Origin of the sequence: Ventrimonas faecis, from assembly GCF_040096075.1 — a bacterium.
Taxonomy (GTDB): domain Bacteria; phylum Bacillota; class Clostridia; order Lachnospirales; family Lachnospiraceae; genus Brotaphodocola; species Brotaphodocola faecis.
The window spans coordinates 39218-60812 of the sequence record NZ_JBBMFJ010000025.1; the positions used below are offsets into that span (position 1 = coordinate 39218).

General features: G+C 50.1%; 16 protein-coding genes, 1 tRNA gene, 1 pseudogene and 1 riboswitch. Of the genes and pseudogenes, 17 read left to right on the forward strand and 1 reads right to left on the reverse strand.

Features of this window, described 5'->3' with window-relative positions; translation table 11 throughout:
• Positions 1-57: 57 nt before the first annotated feature.
• Positions 58-278: riboswitch (cobalamin riboswitch) on the forward strand.
• A gap of 158 nt (positions 279-436) precedes the next feature.
• From WMO41_RS11705 to gdhA, 12 genes are all read left to right on the forward strand, one after another.
• The gene (locus WMO41_RS11705; RefSeq protein ID WP_349229895.1) at positions 437-1465 is read left to right on the forward strand and encodes a sirohydrochlorin cobaltochelatase; all 1029 of its coding nucleotides are present in this window, start codon (positions 437-439) and stop codon (positions 1463-1465) included.
• Between the two features lie 77 nt (positions 1466-1542).
• Positions 1543-2541: a hypothetical protein gene (locus tag WMO41_RS11710; RefSeq protein ID WP_349229896.1), complete on the forward strand. Its 999-nt coding sequence runs from the start codon at positions 1543-1545 to the stop codon at positions 2539-2541.
• Between the two features lie 49 nt (positions 2542-2590).
• Positions 2591-3904, forward strand: coding sequence for an ABC transporter substrate-binding protein (locus WMO41_RS11715; RefSeq protein ID WP_349229897.1), 1314 nt, complete (start codon positions 2591-2593; stop codon positions 3902-3904).
• A gap of 113 nt (positions 3905-4017) precedes the next feature.
• Positions 4018-5034, forward strand: coding sequence for a FecCD family ABC transporter permease (locus WMO41_RS11720; protein ID WP_349229898.1), 1017 nt, complete (start codon positions 4018-4020; stop codon positions 5032-5034).
• Positions 5031-6143 (forward strand): ABC transporter ATP-binding protein, encoded by a 1113-nt coding sequence (locus WMO41_RS11725; RefSeq protein WP_349229899.1) that lies wholly within the window; start codon positions 5031-5033, stop codon positions 6141-6143. Before WMO41_RS11720 ends, WMO41_RS11725 begins: the two co-directional genes overlap by 4 nt.
• A 190-nt stretch (positions 6144-6333) precedes the next feature.
• Complete coding sequence (locus WMO41_RS11730) at positions 6334-7209, forward strand: amino acid ABC transporter substrate-binding protein (RefSeq protein WP_349229900.1); 876 nt, start codon at positions 6334-6336, stop codon at positions 7207-7209.
• A 37-nt stretch (positions 7210-7246) separates the two neighbouring features.
• The gene (locus WMO41_RS11735) at positions 7247-7900 is read left to right on the forward strand and encodes an amino acid ABC transporter permease (protein WP_349229901.1); all 654 of its coding nucleotides are present in this window, start codon (positions 7247-7249) and stop codon (positions 7898-7900) included.
• A 15-nt stretch (positions 7901-7915) separates the two neighbouring features.
• Positions 7916-8683 (forward strand): amino acid ABC transporter ATP-binding protein, encoded by a 768-nt coding sequence (locus WMO41_RS11740; protein WP_349229902.1) that lies wholly within the window; start codon positions 7916-7918, stop codon positions 8681-8683.
• A gap of 128 nt (positions 8684-8811) precedes the next feature.
• Entirely contained in the window at positions 8812-10047 is a 1236-nt protein-coding gene (fliB, locus tag WMO41_RS11745) for a flagellin lysine-N-methylase (RefSeq protein ID WP_349229903.1), read from the forward strand.
• 222 nt (positions 10048-10269) lie between these two features.
• The gene (locus WMO41_RS11750) at positions 10270-11901 is read left to right on the forward strand and encodes an ABC-F family ATP-binding cassette domain-containing protein (RefSeq protein ID WP_118532020.1); all 1632 of its coding nucleotides are present in this window, start codon (positions 10270-10272) and stop codon (positions 11899-11901) included.
• 79 nt (positions 11902-11980) lie between these two features.
• Positions 11981-13876, forward strand: a complete 1896-nt coding sequence (locus WMO41_RS11755) for an ABC-F family ATP-binding cassette domain-containing protein (protein ID WP_349229904.1) — start codon at positions 11981-11983, stop codon at positions 13874-13876.
• Between the two features lie 209 nt (positions 13877-14085).
• Positions 14086-15420 carry an NADP-specific glutamate dehydrogenase gene (gene gdhA / locus WMO41_RS11760; protein ID WP_349229905.1) on the forward strand — a complete coding sequence of 445 codons (1335 nt, stop codon included), beginning with the start codon at positions 14086-14088 and terminating at the stop codon, positions 15418-15420.
• A gap of 171 nt (positions 15421-15591) precedes the next feature.
• Here gdhA and WMO41_RS11765 read toward each other — a convergent pair whose 3' ends face one another.
• Positions 15592-16521 (reverse strand): ketopantoate reductase family protein, encoded by a 930-nt coding sequence (locus WMO41_RS11765; RefSeq protein ID WP_349229906.1) that lies wholly within the window; start codon positions 16519-16521, stop codon positions 15592-15594.
• Between the two features lie 275 nt (positions 16522-16796).
• Here WMO41_RS11765 and WMO41_RS11770 point away from each other — a divergent pair, with 275 nt between their 5' ends.
• The 5 genes and pseudogenes from WMO41_RS11770 (at position 16797) to WMO41_RS11790 (ending at position 21287) form a co-directional block, all read left to right on the forward strand.
• On the forward strand, positions 16797-17675 hold the full coding sequence (locus tag WMO41_RS11770; protein ID WP_349229907.1) for a DUF3881 family protein: 879 nt from the start codon (positions 16797-16799) through the stop codon (positions 17673-17675).
• 716 nt (positions 17676-18391) lie between these two features.
• Positions 18392-18468 (forward strand) — tRNA-Arg (locus WMO41_RS11775).
• Between the two features lie 1274 nt (positions 18469-19742).
• Positions 19743-19967 (forward strand): annotated as a pseudogene (locus WMO41_RS11780) (helicase-related protein); the annotation flags it as partial.
• A 279-nt stretch (positions 19968-20246) separates the two neighbouring features.
• Complete coding sequence (locus tag WMO41_RS11785; protein ID WP_349229908.1) at positions 20247-20579, forward strand: plasmid mobilization protein; 333 nt, start codon at positions 20247-20249, stop codon at positions 20577-20579.
• Positions 20580-20738: 159 nt separating this feature from the next.
• Positions 20739-21287 (forward strand): hypothetical protein, encoded by a 549-nt coding sequence (locus tag WMO41_RS11790; RefSeq protein WP_173717538.1) that lies wholly within the window; start codon positions 20739-20741, stop codon positions 21285-21287.
• Positions 21288-21595 lie beyond the last annotated feature (308 nt).

Consider the following 21595-nt stretch of genomic DNA (forward strand, 5'->3'; position numbering starts at 1 on the left):
AACAAAATAAGGCTTTTTCATTGCCTTTTCTCTGAGGGAATGGTATGATGGATGCATATCGAAAATAGGGCAATCGGTGCCGGGGACCGCAAAATGCGGACTCAGGGTAAAAGGGAAGCAGGTGGAAGACCTGCGCGATCTCGTCACTGTAAGCAGGGAGCATTGGATTATGCGCATGCCGGAGGGGCATGGCAGCCACTGGTTTTTGGAGACCGGGAAGGCAATCTTATGTGTGTTGAGCTGCGAGCCAGGAAACCTGCCGGTTGTTGGTACAGGAGCATTCCAGACCACGAGGACTTGGTCGTGCCGTATGATCTTTTCAGAATTTTCTCAGGGTTGTTCAGGGCCATTGTTCGTGGTATGTTCCGGGTATTCCAAAATCGATAGTGTCAGTACGGATGGTTTTACACCATACCATTTTAGAGGAGGACGTATCATGAAGAAGAGAACACTGACAGCATTATTTGCAGTGACTGCGCTTTCTGCTGCGATGATGGCAGGCTGTGCGGGAAAGGCAGAGAAAGAAGCGGAAACCACAGCGGAGGAAACTACGACTGAGGCGGCAGAGGAAACTACCGAGGCTGAGACCAAAGAAACTCCGGCTGAGGAGGAAGACGAAGAAAATTACGATACTGGAGATGCATCTATGGACAACACAAGAAATCAGGATGAGATCGGAGAACAGGAGCTTTTGGTAGTGAGCTTCGGAACCAGCTACAACGACAGCCGCCGTCTTACCATCGGAGCGATCGAGAACGCAATGGAAAAGGCATTTCCGGATTATTCTGTAAGACGTGGCTTTACCAGTCAGATCATCATTGATCATGTGAAATCCAGAGATGATGTAACGATTGATAACGTAGATGAGGCATTAAAGCGTGCCGTTGACAATAAAGTAAAGACCCTGGTTATCCAGCCGACCCATCTGATGAACGGCCTGGAGTACAACGATCTTGCAGACGAAGTGGCACAGTATTCTGACGCATTTGATAAAGTAGCCATCGGCCAGCCGCTTTTAACCAGTGATGATGATTTCAAGACAGTGATTAAGGCAATTACGGAGGCTACCGCTGAGTACGATGACGGAGAGACCGCAATCTGCTTCATGGGCCATGGCACCGAGGCAGATTCCAACGCTGTTTACGCAAAGATGCAGGATATGCTTGCTTCTGAGGGCTATGAGCATTACTATGTAGGTACCGTAGAGGCGGAGCCAAGCCTGGAAGATGTTATCGCTAAAGTTAAAGAGGGCGAGTACAAGAAGGTTGTTCTTGAGCCGCTCATGATCGTTGCTGGTGACCATGCAAACAACGATATGGCAGGCGATGAGGATGGCTCCTGGAAGACTGAGTTTGAGAAGGCTGGTTACGATGTAACCTGTCTGGTACGCGGCTTAGGCGAGTTAGAGCCGATCCAGCAGCTGTTTGTTGAGCATGCGCAGGCAGCCATCGACAGCCTGAAGTAATCAGAATTATTAAAAAAGATAGAAAGAATGGGCGGCGGATGGAATTCCGGCCGCCCGTTTTGATAGGGATGAAAAATATGAGAAAGAAAATATATGGAATTGTGGCAGCAGTATGCGTAAGCAGTATTCTGGCAGCAGGCTGCGGCGGAAAAAATCAGGCAGAGACACTGCCCGCACAGGGCGGAAAGCCGGTTGTGGTATCGGAGGAGACTGGAAACGCGGATGGAGCAGAGAATCAGGACGCGCAGAAGGATGGTGAGGATGCGAAGGACAGTTCGCAGGAGAGTGCTGATGCCGATGTAGCTGCGGCAGATGAGACTGCGGCGCAGCAGAGCGTCGGGACAGAAGGCATGACGCCGGTAGCCGGATCAGAGTTAAAAGATGGCGTGTACCAGATTCAGGTGGACTCCAGTTCCAGTATGTTTAAGATTGAGTCATGTGAGTTGACCGTAAAAGACGGTGAGATGACAGCTGATATGAAGATGGGTGGTACCGGTTACTTAAAGCTTTTTATGGGAACCGGGGAAGAAGCCGCGAAGGCTTCAGAGGCTCAGATGATCCCCTTTGAGGAAGACGGGGATGGAAGCCATCATTTTACGGTTCCGGTGGAGGCACTGGACAAGGAACTGGACTGCGCTGCCTTCAGCAAGAAGAAAGAAAAATGGTATGACCGTGTCCTGGTGTTCCGCGCGGATTCCCTTCCGGCGGATGCACTGAAGGATGCGGCTCAGGTGACCGCAGAGAGTCTGGGACTGGCAGATGGCACTTATACCGTGGCGGTGTCCATGGAGGGAGGCTCCGGTAAAGTGAGCGTGGAATCTCCGGCGAAGCTTACCGTAAAGGATCAGAAGGCGGTTGCGGAGGTTGTGTGGAGCAGCCCAAATTATGATTACATGAAGGTTGGAGAGGAGAAATTTCTCCCGGTGAATCAGGGTGGAGAAACTTCGGTGTTTGAAATTCCGGTGACGGTGTTCGACCGGAAGATGTCGGTAGCGGCAGATACCACAGCTATGAGTACGCCACATGAGATTGAATATACGCTGCTGTTTGATTCTGCAAGTGTTAAGGCAGAATGAGAAAGCAGATGACACGGCGTGTGAATCGCGTTACAGAGTGAGGATGAATATGAGAAAACGTGGAAATATGTGGCTGCGCCGCAGCGTGCTGGCTGGTGCGCTGGTGGTGTTTCTGGCGGCGGGAGTTTCGGCCTGCGGTACTGGCAGGGTGTCGGGATCGGGGACGGAATCGGAGCAGAATGCGGCGGATGCTCGAAAGGCGGCTGCAGAAGCCGGAAATACGGATCAGGATGCGGGCAAATCCGGGAACGGTTCTGTCGGTGAATTGCAGCAGGATGGTTCAGGACAGTCTGGCCGTGCCGTGTCTGCACCGGTCTGGAGCGACATGAAGCCGGAGCGCAGCATGGAGCTTTCCTACGCGAAGCAGTTTTCTGTAGATTATTATGACGGCGGCTATGACCTGATCCAGGTGCAGGATGATAGTACTTATCTGGTGGTGCCAGAGGAGGCTGCCGTGCCGGAGGGACTTCCGGCGTCCATTACCGTTTTGCAGAAGCCGTTGGATCATGTGTATCTGGCAGCGACGTCGGCTATGGATCTGATCGCGGCACTGGGACGCACAGACCGCATTACGCTGTCAGGAACGAAGGAGTCCGGCTGGTATGTGGAAGCCGCAAAGGAGGCCATGGAAGAAGGAACCCTCACCTACGCGGGCAAATACAGCGCGCCGGATTATGAGCAGATTGTTTCTTCGGGCTGTGATCTGGCACTGGAATCGACCATGATCTATCATGTGCCGGATGTGAAGGCGCAGCTGGAGCAGTTGAAGATCCCGGTGTTTGTGGAGCGTTCCAGTTATGAGGCGCATCCCCTTGGAAGAATGGAGTGGATCCGCCTGTACGGTGTGCTGTTTGATGAGGAAGAAAAGGCAGAGCAGCTTTTTCAAGAGCAGATGCAGCAGCTGGATACAGTTCTGGCAGATCAGTCTACCGGAAAGAGCGCGGCTTTCTTCTACATCACCTCCAACGGCGCGGTGAATGTGCGAAAGCCAGGAGACTATGTAGCAAAGATGATCGAACTGGCAGGAGGAAGCTATGTGCCTCAGACGGCGGACGCAGACGAGAATGCCCTTTCCACTATGAACATGCAGATGGAAACCTTTTACGCGGAGGCAAAAGACGCGGACTGCCTGATCTACAACAGCACCATAGACGGGGAACTGCAAACGCTGGATGAGCTTTTGCAGAAGAGTCCGCTGCTGGCTGATTTTAAGGCAGTAAAGAATGGAAATGTCTGGTGTACCGGAAAAAATATGTTCCAGGAGACCATGGGACTTGGAAACATGATCCTGGACATTCATGCGGTGCTTTCGGAGGATGCGCCGGATGAAGCAGAGCTTCATTATCTGCACCGGCTGCGGTAATTGCAGATCTGCAGCATGACTGGCTGTGAAGCAGTGGAATGTTGTGGGAGACTTATGGAAAACTGCAGGACAGAGAAGGCGAAAAACACAGGGAGAATGAAAGGAGAGAGAACATGAAAAATCGAACGGTGCGCTGCCAGCTGGCATTTTTGCTGCTGCTGCTTCTGCTGGCTATTCTGGCAGCAGTCAGCTTCCGTGTGGGAAGTGTTTCTCTTTCCCTTCGGGATATACAGGCAATTCTGACCGGGGCAGACCGGGAGAGTACGGCATTTCATATTTTGTGGGATATCCGGCTTCCGCGCCTTCTTGCGGCGGCGCTGCTTGGCGGGGCACTTTCCGTATCCGGTTTTCTGCTTCAGACCTTTTTTGCAAACCCTATTGCCGGACCATTCGTGCTGGGAATTTCTTCCGGCGCCAAGCTTGTGGTGGCTCTGGTCATGATCCTGTTTCTGGGGAAGGGGCTTTTTATGGGTTCCGCAGCCATGATCCTGGCGGCCTTTGCCGGATCTATGATTTCCATGGGATTTGTGCTGGTAATTGCAAGGCGGGTGCGGCAGATGTCCGTGCTGGTGGTATGCGGTGTCATGATCAGTTATATCTGTTCTGCAGTTACGGATTTCGTGGTGACCTTTGCAGATGACTCCAATATCGTGAACCTCCACAACTGGTCCATGGGCAGCTTTTCCGGTACGACCTGGGATCAGGTGCAGGTGATGGCAGCGGTGGTTCTGCCAGCCTTTCTCCTTTCGTTCTGTATGGCAAAGCCCATCGGGGCTTACCAGCTGGGAGAGGCATATGCCAGAAGTCTGGGGGTCAATGTAAAACGGTTCCGGGCAGAACTGATCCTGCTTTCCAGCATTTTATCAGCCTGTGTGACGGCCTTTGCCGGACCGGTATCCTTTGTTGGCATCGCGGTGCCGCAGCTGATAAAGCGGATGTTTGGAACCGCAAAGCCCATCGTCATGATTCCGGGCAGCTTTCTGGGCGGCGCGGTGTTCTGCCTGTTCAGTGACCTGATTGCCCGCACCATGTTTGCGCCTACGGAGCTTTCCATCAGTTCTGTGACGGCGGTATTTGGAGCGCCGGTGGTGATCTGGATGATGATCCGCAGAAAGGGGGCGCAGAAGTGAAGGAACAAAGCTATCTGAGGACAGAAGATCTTGCGGCGGGCTACGACGGAACGGCCTGGATCCGCGAGATCAACATTCATGCTTCACGCGGAGAGATCGTGACACTGATCGGTCCGAATGGAGCGGGAAAATCCACAATTTTAAAAAGCATTGCCGGACAGTTAAAGACGGTGGGCGGCGTGGTCAGCCTGGACGGCCGGCTGATGGGGCAGTGGCCGGAAACGGAGATTGCCCGCCGGATGGCTGTGATGATGACGGAGCGGACGCAGCCGGAGCTTATGACCTGTTTTGATGTGGCGGCGATGGGGCGTTATCCTCATACCGGCCGTTTCGGAATATTGTCAGAACGGGACCGGGAGATCGTGCGGGACGCGTTTGCCATGGTGCATGCGCAGGATCTGGCGGACCGGGATTTTGCCCGGATCAGCGATGGACAGAGACAGCGGATCCTGCTGGCCCGGGCCATCTGCCAGCAGCCGCAGATCATTCTGTTGGATGAGCCGACCTCGTTTCTGGACATCCGTCACAAGATGGAACTGCTGTCCATCTTAAAGACGCTGGTGCGGGAGAAGCGAGTGGCGGTGTTAATGTCCATGCATGAACTGGATCTGGCCCAGAAGGTGTCGGATTACATTGTGTGCGTGGGGGAAAATAAAATCTGGAAATGCGGGACGCCGGAGGAAATCTTTACGGCGGAAAATATGGAGATGCTGTTTGGCATTCCGGCGGAAAGCTATCAGGCAGAATACGGATCGGTGGAACTGCCGCCGGTATCCGGAGAGCCAGAGGTCTTTGTGATTGGCGGAAACGGCAGCGGAATCCCGGTTTACCGGAAGCTGCAGCGCCAGGGCATTCCTTTTGCAGCAGGCGTACTGCATGAGAATGATCTGGATTATCCGGTGGCAAAGGCACTGGCGGTGCAGGTTGTTTCAGAGCAGCCATATGAAACAATACGGGAAGAGACGTATGAAGAGGCTCTTCGGGCTGTGAAGAGATGCGGGAAGGCGATCTGCTGTGTACAGAAATTTGGAAGCGGGAACAGGAAAAACAAAGAACTGGTGCAGTGGGCGGAGCAAAATGGAATATTAGTGAGTCCGGCGAATGCCTGAGCCCGGTGGGAAAATATAAGCAAAAGCAGGTTTTTTGTAATAAGAGTTCCCGTTTTGCGAAAAAAGAGTAGACAGAAACACTTTAGTATGCTACCATGATAACGTGTTCGCGGTACGTGTACAGCATTTTGTTTCAGAAAAGGAGTGAACTGAAACAAAAAAACCCCACAAAACGAGGAGGAAAACTATTATGAAAAAGAGAATGTTAAGCGCAGCAATGGCAGGTATGATGGTCGTATCTATGACCGCATGCGGAGGCAGCAAACCGGCAGAGACCACCGCAGCAGCGACCGAGGCATCAAAGGCTGAGGAAACTTCTGCAGAAGAGACTACTGCAGAGGCGGCAGATGAGGCTGGCGAGCTGGGCGGCACCTTCACCGTAGGTTTTGACCAGGATTTCCCGCCTATGGGTTTTGTGGGTGATAATGGTGAGTATACCGGATTTGATCTGGAACTGGCAAAGGAAGTTGCCGACAGACTTGGCCTTGAGTTTGTTCCGCAGCCGATTGCATGGGACGCAAAGGATATGGAGTTAAGCTCCGGAACCATCGATTGCATCTGGAACGGCTTCACCATGAATGGCCGTGAGGATGATTACACCTGGAGCACTCCTTACATGGATAACAGCCAGGTATTCGTTGTAGCAGCAGATTCCGGCATCAGCTCCCTGGCAGATCTGGCAGGCAAGGTGGTTGAGGTTCAGACCGATTCTTCCGCTGAGGCAGCTTTAAAAGATAACGCAGACTTAAGCGCAACCTTCGGAACCCTGCAGACTACCCCAGATTACAATACCGCATTCATGGATCTGGAGATGGGCGCTGTAGATGCCATCGCTATGGATGTGATCGTAGCTGGTTATCAGATCGAGCAGAGAGGCGAGTCTGACAAGTATGTGATTCTCGATGAGACCCTTTCTTCTGAGGAGTACGGCATTGGCTTTAAGAAGGGCAACGAGGAGTTAAGAGATAAGGTTCAGGGAGCACTGGACGATATGGCAGCAGATGGCACCATGGCAGAAATCTCCGAGAAATGGTTTGGCCGTGATGTGACCACCATCGGAAAATAACATTTAATATGAATCAGAAGACGAAGGAGCAGAAGTTATGCAGGTTAATACAATGGTATCACAATTAGCGGGAGGAATGCTGGTCAGCACAGAAATTTTTGTGGTGACACTGGTCTTTTCCCTGCCCCTTGGTCTTCTGATCGCGTTTGGAAGAATGTCGAAGAATAAGGTCCTGCAGGGAATCGTGAAAACCTACATTTCCATCATGCGCGGCACCCCGCTGATGCTGCAGCTGATGGTGGTATATTTCGGACCTTATTATCTGTTTGGCATTAAGATTAAGAGCAACGATTACCGCCTGATCGCGGCCATGATCGGATTCGTGATCAACTATGCGGCATATTTCGCAGAGATCTACCGCAGCGGCATCCAGTCCATGCCAAACGGACAGTACGAGGCGGCAAAGCTTCTGGGCTACAGCCGCAGCCAGACCTTTTTCCGCATTATCCTGCCACAGGTGATCAAGCGGATCCTTCCATCTGTGACCAACGAGGTCATTACCCTGGTCAAGGATACATCCCTGGCATTTACCATCAGTGTTCTGGAGATGTTTGCCATCGCAAAGGCTCTGGCATCGTCCCAGACCAGCATGATCCCGTTCGTGGCAGCCGGTGTATTTTATTACATCTTCAACCTTGTGGTGGCCGTGGTCATGGAATGGATCGAGAAGAAACTTTCCTATTATGAATAAAACCGGAGGAATATCATGAACTTACTGGAAATGAATCATGTGAAAAAATCATTTGGAGACCTTGGGGTCATTCAGGATATTTCTCTGCATGTAGGAGAGGGCGAGATTGTTACCATCATTGGTCCGTCCGGCTCTGGTAAATCCACGCTGCTGCGCTGCGCCACCATGTTAGAAACCATGGACAGCGGCGAACTCATTTATCTGGGTGAGAAAGCAGCATGGAACGACGAGAACGGCAATGCGGTTTACGCATCCAAACCGGAGTTGAAGAAGATCCAGCAAAATTACGGACTGGTATTCCAGAACTTCAACCTGTTCCCGCATTATTCGGTGCTTCGCAATGTGATGGACGCGCCGGTGGCAGTGCAGAAGCGGGATAAGGAAGAAGCACGAAAGACCGCAATGGAGCTTTTAGAGAAGATGGGACTGGTAGACAAGGCTGATGCTTACCCATGCCAGCTGTCCGGCGGTCAGTGCCAGCGAGTGGCCATTGCCCGTGCCCTGGCATTGAATCCGAAGATCCTGTTCTTTGATGAGCCGACCTCCGCACTGGATCCGGAGCTGACCGGAGAGGTGCTTAAGGTCATCAAGTCTCTGGCAGACCTGCACATCGCCATGGTCATTGTAACCCATGAGATGGCCTTCGCGAGAGATATCTCTGACCGCGTGATTTTCGTGGCAGATGGAGTGATTGTTGAGGAAGGAACTCCGGCACAGGTATTCGCGTCCGAGAATGAGAGGACGAAGAATTTCCTGGGACGCTACGGAGATATGTTGAAATAAATATTGTGATAGTGAAAATCGGGCCCGGAAAGCCGCAGCAGCGGAGTTCCGGGCCTGTTGTATTTATTGGGGTGAGTTGGTATAATGAATTCTATCTGAGAATATGTGTTTATTTAGGAGTGATGAGTATGCTGTATACATATCCGCATTATTATAAAAAATTTCAGTGCATTGCTTCGGCGTGTGAGGATACCTGCTGCGCGGGATGGGCGATAACGATTGATCCGAAGTCGCTGGAAAAGTACCGTCATGCAAAAGGCGGGATGAAGGCGCGTTTAAAGGAATCGGTGGACTGGAAACAGAAGTGCTTTAAGCAGCGGGAACACCGGTGCGCGTTTTTAAATGATGACAATCTCTGCGACCTCTACACTGGCATGGGACCGGACAGTCTGTGCTGGACCTGTAAGACGTATCCGCGCCATATTGAGGTGTTTGACGGTGTGCGGGAGGTGTCGCTGTGTCTGTCCTGCATTGAGGCGGCACGGATCATTCTGGGTACAAAGGAGCCGGTGCGCTTCCTCTCCAGTGAGAATGAGAAAGAGGAGAGCTGCGAGGATGAGGATTTTGATTTCTTCCTCTACACCAAGCTGCAGGAAACACGGGATGTGATTTTTGAGATTCTGGAAAACCGGGGACTGTCCAGTGAGCTTCGCATGGCAATGTGCCTGTCGCTGGCCCATGATCTGCAGCGCAGGGTAAGGGATGAGAAGCTGTATGAGGTGGACGGGCTGCTGAAGCGGTATCATAATTGTACTGCGCGGTTCTGCCACCGCCTGGCTTCTGCAGGATTGGAGTCCTACAGCCGCTTTGAGACAGCCAGCGAGCTTTACACTGTGTTTGAGAAGATGGAGCCCCTTGATCCTGCATGGCCGGAGCGCCGGGATGGCATGGATGAAATTCTCTACGGAGCCGGAAAAGAGGCGTACGAGGCGAACCGCCGTGCTTTCCTTACGGCAAACGGCACACGCATGGAGCTTCTGCGGGAGCAAATCATGGTGTACTTTGTGTTCGGTTATTTCTGCGGGGCCGTTTACAATGATAACCCATACGGCAAGATGAAGCTGGCTGTGGCGGCAGCAATCCTGGTGGAAGAGCTGCTGATGGCAGAGTGGCTTAAAGAGAATCTGCCGGGCAGGCCGGAAAATCGCGGAAAGGCTGTGTCCGTAGTTCCGAGCGGAATCAGAGGCAAAGCAGTAGCGGCAGCATTGCAGGAAGAGCAGATTGTGGATCTGGTGCACTGCTTTTCCAGAGAGGTGGAGCACTCGGATGAAAACCGGGGCCTGTTGGAGGATGAACTGGTGAAAAGGGAGGAGTTTTGCCTGAAAGCACTGTTGGCGGCAGTCATCGAATGGAAGCGGGCGTAAGCCGGGAAACAAGTGGCAGATTCCAGCAAAAAATGGACTGAAACGGGCAATTTTGTGGAAAAGCAGTTACAAAGCTGGAAAAACGGTGGAAAAACCGCGAAATTCCCGCAAAAACCGTTGAAATAGCGCTTGCAAAATACGGAAATTCCTGTAAAATATAAATGATGCAAAAGACGAGGGACATGACAATGCCCCTCTTTTTTATGAAAGGTGTTAGAAAGAATGATTAGTGCAAATGGTGTTACCCTGCGTGTGGGGAAAAAAGCATTATTTGAAGATGTAAATATCAAATTTACCGAGGGAAACTGTTACGGACTTATCGGCGCGAATGGTGCCGGAAAGTCTACCTTCTTAAAAATCTTATCCGGACAGTTGGAGCCGACCAACGGTGATGTTGTCATCACCCAGGGCCAGCGTCTTTCTTTCCTGCAGCAGGATCACTTTAAATACGACGAGTACACTGTACTGGATACCGTGATCATGGGCAACAAGCGTCTGTATGATGTTATGAAAGAGAAGGATGCCATCTACATGAAGCCGGATTTCTCCGACGAGGACGGAATCAAGGCAGCAGAGTTAGAGGGCGAGTTCGCAGAGATGAACGGCTGGGAGGCTGAGTCCGACGCAGCCAACCTGTTAAACGGCCTGGGTGTTGATACCGAGTATCATTACAGCCTCATGAAGGACCTGACCGGTGCGTTAAAGGTCAAAGTCCTGCTGGCACAGGCGCTGTTCGGCAACCCGGACATCCTGCTTCTCGACGAGCCAACCAACCATCTGGATCTGGACGCGATCGCATGGCTGGAGGAGTTCTTAATTAACTTTGAGAATACCGTTATCGTGGTATCTCATGACCGTTACTTCCTGAATAAGGTCTGCACCAACATCGCAGATATCGACTACGGCAAGATCCAGCTGTACGCTGGTAACTATGACTTCTGGTATGAGTCCAGCCAGTTAATGGTAAAACAGATGAAGGAAGCAAACCGCAAGAAAGAGGAGAAGATCAAAGAGCTGCAGGAGTTCATTCAGCGATTCTCCGCAAACGCTTCCAAGTCCAAGCAGGCTACTTCCAGAAAGCGTGCTCTGGAGAAGATCGAGTTAGACGACATCCGTCCGTCCAGCCGTAAGTATCCGTACATCGACTTCCGCCCGTTCCGTGAGATCGGAAACGAGGTTCTGACCGTTGAGAACTTATCCAAGACCATCGACGGCGAGAAAATCCTGGACGGCATCAGCTTCACTCTGACCCGTGACAACAAGGTTGCCCTGGTAGGACCGAACGAGCGCGCGAAGACCGTTCTGTTCCAGATCCTTTCCGGTCAGATGGAGCCGGATGAGGGTTCCTACAAGTGGGGCCTGACCACAACCCAGTCCTACTTCCCGAAGGACAACACCGCAGAGTTCGACAGCGATGATACCATCGTAGACTGGCTGACCCAGTACTCTCCGGAGAAGGATGTAACCTATGTACGTGGTTTCCTTGGCCGTATGCTGTTCGCAGGTGAGGACGGCGTGAAGAAGGTCCGCGTTCTTTCCGGTGGTGAGAAGGTTCGCTGCATGCTTTCCAAGCTGATGATCTCCGGCGCAAACGTGCTGATGTTAGACGAGCCGACTGACCATCTGGATATGGAATCCATCACCGCACTGAACAACGGCCTGATCAAGTTCCCGGGTGTGCTGATCTTCTCTTCCCGTGACCACCAGATCGTGCAGACCACCGCAAACCGCATCATGGAGATCGTAAACGGTAAGCTGATCGATAAGATCACCACCTACGACGAGTACCTTGAGAGCGATGAGATGGCAAGAAAACGTTTTGTATTCTCAGTTGAGGAGAAAGACGAGGATTAAAATGATAACAGAGGGCAGTCCTTTAAGCGACCCGGAGGGGATCGAAGGGACTGCCCCCTTTTCCTTTCATGGAGGACTTATGAGTTTAATTACAATCGAACATCTGACAAAATCTTATACGGAGCGCCTGCTGTTTGACGATACGGCCTTCAGCATCAATGAGGGCGAGAAGGTAGGCCTCATCGGCATCAACGGTACCGGAAAGTCCACGCTGCTGAAAATTGTGGCCGGGCTGGAGGAGCCGGACAACGGTTCCGTGGTGCGCCGCAGAAATCTTTACATCCGCTATCTGCCGCAGATTCCGGCGTTTACTGCCGGGGATACGGTGCTGGATGCCATTGTGCGGGATAACCGGGACGAGCCGCACTTTTCTTCCAGAGAAGAGATTGAGGCCAGCGCGAAGAACATTCTGACACGGCTTGGCATTTATGACTTTGATGAGAAGGTGGAGCATTTGTCTGGCGGACAGAGAAAGCGTGTGGCGCTGACCAGTGTGCTGCTTTCCACGGCAGACCTTCTGGTTCTGGACGAGCCGACCAACCACTTAGACAGTGAGATGGCAGACTGGCTGGAGGAGTACTTAAAGAAATTCCGGGGCGCATTGCTGATGATCACCCATGACCGGTATTTCCTGGACAGCGTGACCAACCGTATTGTGGAGCTGGACAAGGGAAAGCTCTACAGCTACCAGACCAATTATGAGGGCTTTGTCAAGTTAAAGGCGGAGCGCATGGACATGGCGGTGGCTTCCGAGCGCAAGCGCCAGACCATCCTGCGGACCGAGCTTGCCTGGATGCAGCGCGGCGCCAGAGCCCGTTCTACCAAGCAGAAAGCTCACATTCAGCGCTATGAGGCACTGCGGGATATGGACGCGCCGGAGTTTGACAAAGAGGTGGAGATGGAGTCCATCTCCAGCCGTCTGGGCCGTACCACGGTGGAAGTAAAGGATTTGTGCAAGGCCTATGGCAATAAGGTACTGTTAAAGGACTTCACCTATATCTTTTTAAAGAATGACCGGGTTGGCATCATCGGCCCGAACGGAAGCGGAAAATCCACCCTTATGAAGATGATCGCCGGATGGGTACAGCCGGATTCCGGAACCATTGAGATCGGACAGACGGTTAAGATCGGCTATTTCTCCCAGGAGAATGAGGCCATGGATGAGAATTTGAAGGTCATCGACTACATCCGCAACGTGGCTGAATATGTGCAGACGAAGGATGGAAGTATCAGCGCTTCTCAGATGCTGGAGCGCTTTCTGTTCCCGGGCAGTGTGCAGTACACTACCATCAGCCGCCTTTCCGGCGGGGAGAAGCGGCGCCTGTATTTGCTGCGGATTCTGATGGACGCGCCGAATGTGCTGCTTTTAGACGAGCCGACCAACGATCTGGATATCCGTACTCTGACAATCCTGGAGGATTATCTGGACAGCTTCCAGGGCATTGTCATCACCGTATCCCATGACCGGTATTTCCTCGACCGCATGGTGCGCCGGATCTTTGCCTTTGAGGGCGATGGAAATGTGGTGCAGTATGAAGGCGGCTTTACGGATTATCAGGCGGCGTACCAGATGAAGCATCCGGAGCTGCTGGGCGGAAATGGTGCAGGACGCGCGGGTGGAAGCCGGAGCGGATCTGGAAACAGCGGTGCAGGAAGCGCGGCAGGCGATACGGGAGCCGATGGTGCAGACGGAACTGCCACAAAGAAATCTTCCCAGGACGGCAGAGCCCACCAGAAGAAGTTGAAATTTTCCTTTAAAGAGCAGCGGGAGTGGGACACCATTGAAGACGAGATCGCGAAGCTGGAAGCAGATCTGGAGGCACTGGACGGTCAGATTGCAGAGTCCGCTACCAATTATGGCAAGCTGAACCAGCTTATGACTGAGAAGGCAGAGAAGGAAGCACTTCTGGAGGAGAAGATGGACCGGTGGATGTACTTACAGGAATTAGCCGAGAAAATCGCCGCACAGTCTTAATTTTGTTATGACAGCTTAATGAAAATATAAATCCAAGGCATATCTGCTATGATTTTTAACAATAAAAGTTTCGAAATGAAGGGATTGACTTTAGTAATTTAAATTGTTATAATCTCTACGATACGTAAAGAGCAATGGGGCTCCGCCGATATTGGCGGTGCCCTATTGTCATTTTTCAGAAAGATGATAACTCAAGGAGGAGAAAAGTTATGTCTTATGTAGATGAGGTCTATGAGAGAGTAGTAGCACAGAACCCGGGTGAGCCGGAGTTCCATCAGGCAGTAAAAGAGGTTCTGGATTCCTTAAAGCTGGTTATTGACGCAAACGAAGAGAAATACCGCAAAGCTGGTATCCTGGAGCGTTTTGTAGAGCCGGAGAGAATCGTATCTTTCAAGGTTCCGTGGGTAGATGATAAGGGCAACGTACAGGTAAACAAGGGTTACCGTGTACAGTTCAACAGCGCAATCGGACCGTACAAAGGAGGACTTCGTCTCCATCCGTCCGTAAACCAGAGCATCTTAAAGTTCCTGGGATTTGAGCAGACTCTGAAAAACTCCCTGACCGGCCTTCCTATGGGTGGTGGTAAAGGTGGTTCCAACTTCGACCCGAAGGGCAAATCTGACCGTGAGGTTATGGCATTCTGCCAGAGCTTTATGACCGAGCTGTACCGTCATATCGGTAAAGATACCGACGTTCCTGCTGGTGATATCGGCGTAGGCGCAAGAGAGGTTGGTTACCTGTTTGGCCAGTATAAGAGAATTACCGGCCTGTATGAGGGCGTTCTGACCGGTAAAGGCCTGACCTTCGGCGGCTCCCTGGCAAGAACCCAGGCAACCGGTTATGGCCTGATCTACATCTTAAACGAGATGTTAAGCCACAACGGCAAAGAGCTGGCGGGCAAGACCGTTCTGGTATCCGGTTCCGGTAACGTAGCAATCTACGCAACCGAGAAAGCTCAGCAGTACGGTGCAAAGGTTGTTGCCATGAGCGACTCCAACGGCTATGTATATGATCCGGACGGCATCAAGCTGGATGTTGTAAAAGAGATCAAGGAAGGCCGCCGCGGCAGAATCAAAGAGTATGTTGATGCAGTTCCGACCGCAAAATACACTGAGGGCAAAGGCATCTGGACCATTCCGTGTGACATCGCTCTTCCGTGCGCAACCCAGAACGAGCTGAATCTGGATGATGCAAAGGCACTGATCGCAAATGGCTGCTTCGCAGTAGCAGAGGGTGCTAACATGCCGTCCACCAGAGAAGCTACTGACCTGTTCGTAGAGAAGAAGATTCTCTTCATGCCTGGTAAGGCTGCAAACGCAGGCGGCGTTGCAACTTCCGGCCTGGAGCAGAGCCAGAACAGCTTAAGACTGTCCTGGACCTTCGAGGAAGTAGACGCAAAGCTGCATGACATCATGGTTAACATCTTCGCAAAAGCTGATGACGCTGCAAAACGTTACGGCGTAGAGGGCAACTATGTTGCCGGCGCAAACATCGCAGGCTTTGAGAAAGTCGTAGATGCTATGTTAGCACAGGGTATTGTATAAGGCATAATCTGAACTCAGAAAATACAAATGATAAAAAGGGCTTTCATCAGAATGAATTATTCTGGTGAAGGCCCTTTTTTGACCCCAAATGACAATAATGAGGAAAAAACAATTGATGAGTTAAGGAAAGGGACCGCTTACGGAATTTGGAAACAGCCAGCGTTTCTGATCCTATTCATAATCAAATTTCCCGTCATTCTTTTCTTCTAATGCCTTGATGAGATTGTAGGTCATCTCGTTATATGGACACTCGATGCCGAGCTCTTTTCCCATGCGTACCAGGGCACCGGAGAACATATCAATTTCCGTATGGCGGTGCGCATCCAGATCCTGCAGGGTGGAATAGCGCTGGGATGGAAGCCATTTTCCGGCCTTGAATTCTTCCTTTAACGGGATGCCTTTTGCGTTGGCCACCAGCACAACCTCATGACGCATCTGGCGCATAATGGCATCTACATAGGTGCTGTCATCGTAAGCGCCAATGCCAACGCCAAGAATGGCCTGGGGCAGGTTGCGGGAAACATTTAAGCCGAACTTATCCCAGATATCAAGCAGGATGTCATCACTTAAATGAAGGGTAACCGGAGTGTCAGCAAAAATCTCTGCAATAGCGGCAATCCGTGGGTCCTGATCAGCCTGCTTGCCCGGGATGCCGATATAGATTCCATTGTAGCCCTTTGGAATTGGAAAATGGATGGAGTTTCCGATCCGCTGGGAGGCAATGCGGATGAGGGAATGGATCATGTGTTCCATGCCGATGCGCTGGCTGATGATCTCTTCGCTGTCAACGCCGTTTAACAGGCTGACGACCATGGTGTGTTCATCGACAATCGCTTCGATATCCGGCAGGGCATCGCGAAGCTGGGTGTATTTCAGACAGACAAACAGGATGTCCACGCCATGGGCTTCGGATGGTGTTTTCACATGAAGGGAATAGGATTCATCATTGATATTCAGGCCGTTTTTCTCCAGACGTTCTTTTCGTTCGCCGTTTGCGATGATCCAGAGGTTTTCTTTGAATTTTCCGGAAAGTGCCATAACCAGGTAGGAACCGACGGCGCCTGCGCCGAGAATGCCGATGGTGCGGATATGCTGATTCATAATTGTGTGGTCTCCTTTGCTGTTTTATGCTGTGAATTTCAGCTGCTGGTTTTATGATATTACCGGAAATGTTCCCTGTCAACTTTCGGATTGAAATGAAGAAACGTATCATGTATAATGTAACGAGTGCAAGAGAGTCGGAAGCGTGCTTGCACGGTTATGGCGAACGACGAGGCAATCGAGTGACGAAGTCACGAGTAAGTGTGATGTATCGGGGAGACGCAATTTGCTGTCGATAATTTCAGGAAACGAAGAAAGTGAGAAACAGTGAGCATATGCATAAATTTCTGAGAAGCATTGGCTTTAGCACATATAAAAGAAAACGCGATATCGAAAAACTGCTGGCATCGCTGATTCCATCTGCCAAATGGCGCAGGATTCAGCTTGACGAGGAAACTAATCTCTGTGAGCTGCGGGCCGAAGTGGCGCCTGGTATGGGCATTGTTATGATGGGCGAGATGGATGAGGAAGGCGCATTCCAGTGTGAATATTATTATCCGTATCTGAATTCCCCTGATGTTTCCTCCACGACGGACTGTTCCATTCAGCGGCACACGGAGAAGGAGACCTATGCGGGACTTCTGGATGAGTACCGGGTTGGAATTTCCCTGATTTTCTATCTGGAAAACTGTTTTGAGTATCGGGAGCGCAAGGCAATGCGTATGCCGCGGACTGCGGAGTCGGTGAATCTGACCGGGCTGGCAATTGAGGGCAAGGTTTTACTTCCGCTTCATAAGACCAGAAAGCAGATCGAGATGGCCAGGGTGGCAGCCAGAGACCGTAACAACCTGTTAGAGGCAGCCAAGAAGGGCGATGAGGACGCCATGGAGACCCTGACCATTGAAGATATTGACCTGTACTCTCAGGTGTCCAGACGTGCCATGAAGGAGGATCTCTACTCTATCGTGGATTCCAGCTTCATGCCCTGCGGCATTGAGTGCGACCAGTATTCTATTATTGGCGAGATTACGAATATTGAGACAAAGGAGAATCGTGTGAGCGGGGAGATGGTCTATGACCTGACCATCAGCTGCAGCGATATGGTCTTTCATGTAGGCATTGCCCAGAAGGATCTGATGGGCGAGCCGAAGGTAGGACGCCGGTTCAAGGGCCAGATCTGGATGCAGGGAACCGCGAAATTTACAGAGGCGTAGTTGGAACTGCTTCAGGCCGGTATTTTGGACCAGTCAGATTCGCTCTTGCTATTTTGACGGATTTTTGTTATTCTATAAAGGTACGTTTTGCGTACGATGTTCTCATAGTTAAATGGATATAACGGGCGCCTCCTAAGAAGGATGATGTCACGCGCCAAATGAACTTTTCAAATCTGATTCAGAGTTCGAATCGAGATTGAAAATTCGCATCTATCTAACATTGGCGATAGGAACATTTTTTCAGAAATAAGCCTTCAAAGGTAAAAAATCATTAGCAAAAAGACCGTTTTTCTAATGGAAAATTGCCTCTGAAAATAGACCGGCACCTTGACCGGATCGCGAAAAACCGCGTAAATTCAAGGAAAAATCACATAAGTCTCTGTAGCTCAGTAGGATAGAGCGTTCGCCTCCTAAGGTAGAACCATGACGGAACCCTTTTGAAGAAAAAGGGTAGCGTTTGAGGGTCACTGAGGAAGCGAAATCTGATAAAATCAGAAGAGATAAGAACTGGATAATTCATCACAGAAGTGATAGAATTATAGATGATGGCAGCCGGAGCCAGAAGGGCAAAAAAGCCCGGAAATACGGCATTTGTCTCCTTAGTTAAATGGATATAACGGGGCTCTCCTAAGGTTGCGTTACAACGGTCACCTCAAAAAAACTAAATAAGGGATTGCAGTTCGACTTTGGTCGGGCTATAATCATATATCAGACACGTCCATATAGCTCAGCTGGATAGAGCACACGCCTCCTAAGCGTGGGGTCGGAGGTTCAAATCCTCTTATGGACGCCAGTGAACAACGCCGAAAGCCTTTGTTTTCAAGGGTTTTCGGCTTTTCTTATATGAAAAGGCACGAAAAAGCTCTTTCACTGTATGAGATAAAATTCTACTCCAAAATTTGATTTTTGACAACCCCTCCAGAATCGAACGGTTGTTATAAGACAAAAGCGCCAGCTAATTTTTAGCAGAAAACGGGCTGTTCTTGCTAATGAAAATGCCCTTCCTGCTAATCAGCCCCAAAATCGTGCCAAAAATCCAGCTAATCAAAAAAGGCGGATGTTTTGAGTACCATGCAGTTATAGCAGATAAAATTGAATATCGTTATATACATAGAGCGTCTATTTGCCCCGCATCGGGAATGGATAGGCGCTCTTTTTTTATGCCCAAAACCATGGGCAAGCTGGCTGAATCCCTGTGGCATCTTTATCACGATTTGAGTGAAGAAGCCCGTGCCGGCAGCTATCTGGCAATTCTCCATCAGGAACCGTTTCGTGGGTTTCCTGATGAAACCGCAGACTTGGCTGAAAAGTTGGATGACCCTCGTTTCCACGCAACCTTGGTGCAGCAGTATTCGGAATTTAGAAAAGCCCTTGCGGAAAATCCCAATCTGCTTCGTTTTCACTATCACAAGCTGAATCTTATCCAGAAACAGCTGTATGAGCTGAATCTGCCTTTGCGTGAGTATCAGACCGATATGATGCAAATGCCCCTTGTCCGCCAGTTCATTACGGATGATGAAGTCAATGCAGACTTGACCCGTGGAAGTGGCTTTTCCGGTGGCAAAGCCCGTATTTATAACTACTGGCAGGAGAATCATTCTGCCAAAGAAAAGATGGATTTCTTGAAGCATGAATACGGAACCGGTGGTCATTCCCATGCCTGCTCCGGCGCAACGCACAGCGGTCAGGATCACGATGCCAAGGGTGTTGCTTACACCAAGAGCGGCTGCGATAAATTGCAGATGTCCTGGGCGCAGGTGGTACAGAGAATCGACGGTCTGATGCGAAAGGGGCGCTACCTCAGCCCGGAGGAAGAAGCGGAACGACAGGCTATCGAAGAAGCTAAAACCGATCCGTTGGAAGATGTTTATGACCGTTTTGCAGTAATTGATACTGAGGATGGCGAGTATGCAATCTGGGATAATCAGACCGATGACTACTATGTAGACCCGGAAGGCGTTACGGAATACTTCACGGACGAATGGCTTGCCAATGACTACCTGGAGGAAGTTCGTCAGTCCGTAGCTGCGATGGAGTCGGTTCAGCCTGAAACACCTGCAACCGAGCCTTTTTGCCAAGGTTCGTACCGGACAGGTACGAGTGCTGCTTGGAAGTACGCAAAAGATGGGTGCAGGAACCAACGTCCAGGACAAACTGGTGGCAGTTCACCATCTGGATGTAGGCTGGCGTCCGTCTGATATGACACAGAGAAACGGTCGTATCATCCGTCAGGGCAACCGGAACAAAGAGGTTCAGGTGTACCAGTATGTGACTGAGGGAACCTTCGATTCCTGAGCGCTTAGAACGAGCCAATGAACAGCTGAATAATCTCTACAATCAGCAAGAAGCAGCCAAGGCGGAGGTTGGAAAACCGTTTCCGCAGGAAGCAGAGCTGACAGCAAAAAGTCAGCGACTGGCAGAACTGGATGCAGCCCTGAATATGGAGGACTCTGCGGAAAAACGTGACGAAAGGAGCGAGTCGGAGCGTCCTTCTGTGTTGGCTGATCTGAAATCCAAAGCGGAGCATATCCCACCTGCAAAATACTCTGAACCCCGTGAGGAGGTGTTATAATGGCAAAGCGAGACCAGGATGTTCATTTCCTTGCATTCAAGGAGGAGGTCGAGCGAATCCATGAGAAGATGGACGAGCTTGGCATCCGCAGCATGGGAGCCTATCTGCGGAAAATGGCTCTGGATGGTTACTGCATCAGACTGGATTTGCAGGATGTGAAAGCCCTGGTTTCGCTCCTGCGAATCTGCTCCAACAACCTGAACCAGTACGCAAAGCGAGCGAACGAAACAGGCAGCATCTATCATGCCGACATCGAGGATTTGCAAAAACGACTGGAAGAAATCTGGACGGATATGAAAGAAGTTCTTGTCCGTCTGTCCTCAATCCAGTAATCCGACAACTTGTCGGGAAGTCGCAGTTTCGGCTGCGGCTTTACATAGGGACATATAACCTTGTTTAGCTGGTAGAATTATTCATATTCATGTGCTATAATTATTGCAAATGGAGAACTTGAGAGTTCGACAAATCGGTATTTATGGAGGTAAAATAAAATGATGAAACTTGATAATTTTATTGGTATGATGACGGGACATTTTGATAACAAAGAGCAGTTTAATATGATGCAGGCAACAGGAAAAATATATCCTTATGCTAAGCATGTAAATACAGTCTGCAATGACAAAATAAATAATATTCCTCAAGATTTCAATGGAAAATTTGTTGTTGAAGAAAGTTACTATGAGACCAATGGTAAACGTCATGCATCACCGCACCTTTTCCTTATTACAGAAAATGAAGATGGAATTTTACTTTCCTCCTATGAGATTCCGGAAGGAGAAGACAAAAATACATTTTCATATGATTCTATGAAAAATGTTGATTATAGTGAACTGAAAAAATCTAAAAAGTTTACTCCGGCACTTTATCATGAAAATGATGGCATCTGGGAGGGAGGTAGCACAAGTCAGTTTTCACCAGTAATGACATTTAAGCTTTGGGAAAAGTTTTCTGATAGTTGTTTGGAAGTATCTGAAATTATGGAAGTTAACGGAAAGCGGACTTTTGGATACGATGATCCCATTATTTACAAACGTGTATAAATAAGTGATGAACATGGTGACAACTTCCAGTTTGTTGAACTGAATCCGAAAAGCATTAGGGCGCAGAGGAGATAGAATCCTTTGCGTCCTTCCTTTTTATACAAGGGTTGACATCGTTGTATTATTGCAGATACTCTTGTACAATGTAGTTAAGAAGAAAGGGGTTGAGCCTATGAAGCTGGTATTGAAGATATTGGCACTGCCGGTGCTGTTCGTTGTAAAAGTGATTTGCGAGCCTATGAAACTTTTTCTGTAAAATAACCTAAGTAAGGTCCTTCTATGATACAATAAATATCATTAGGAGGGCC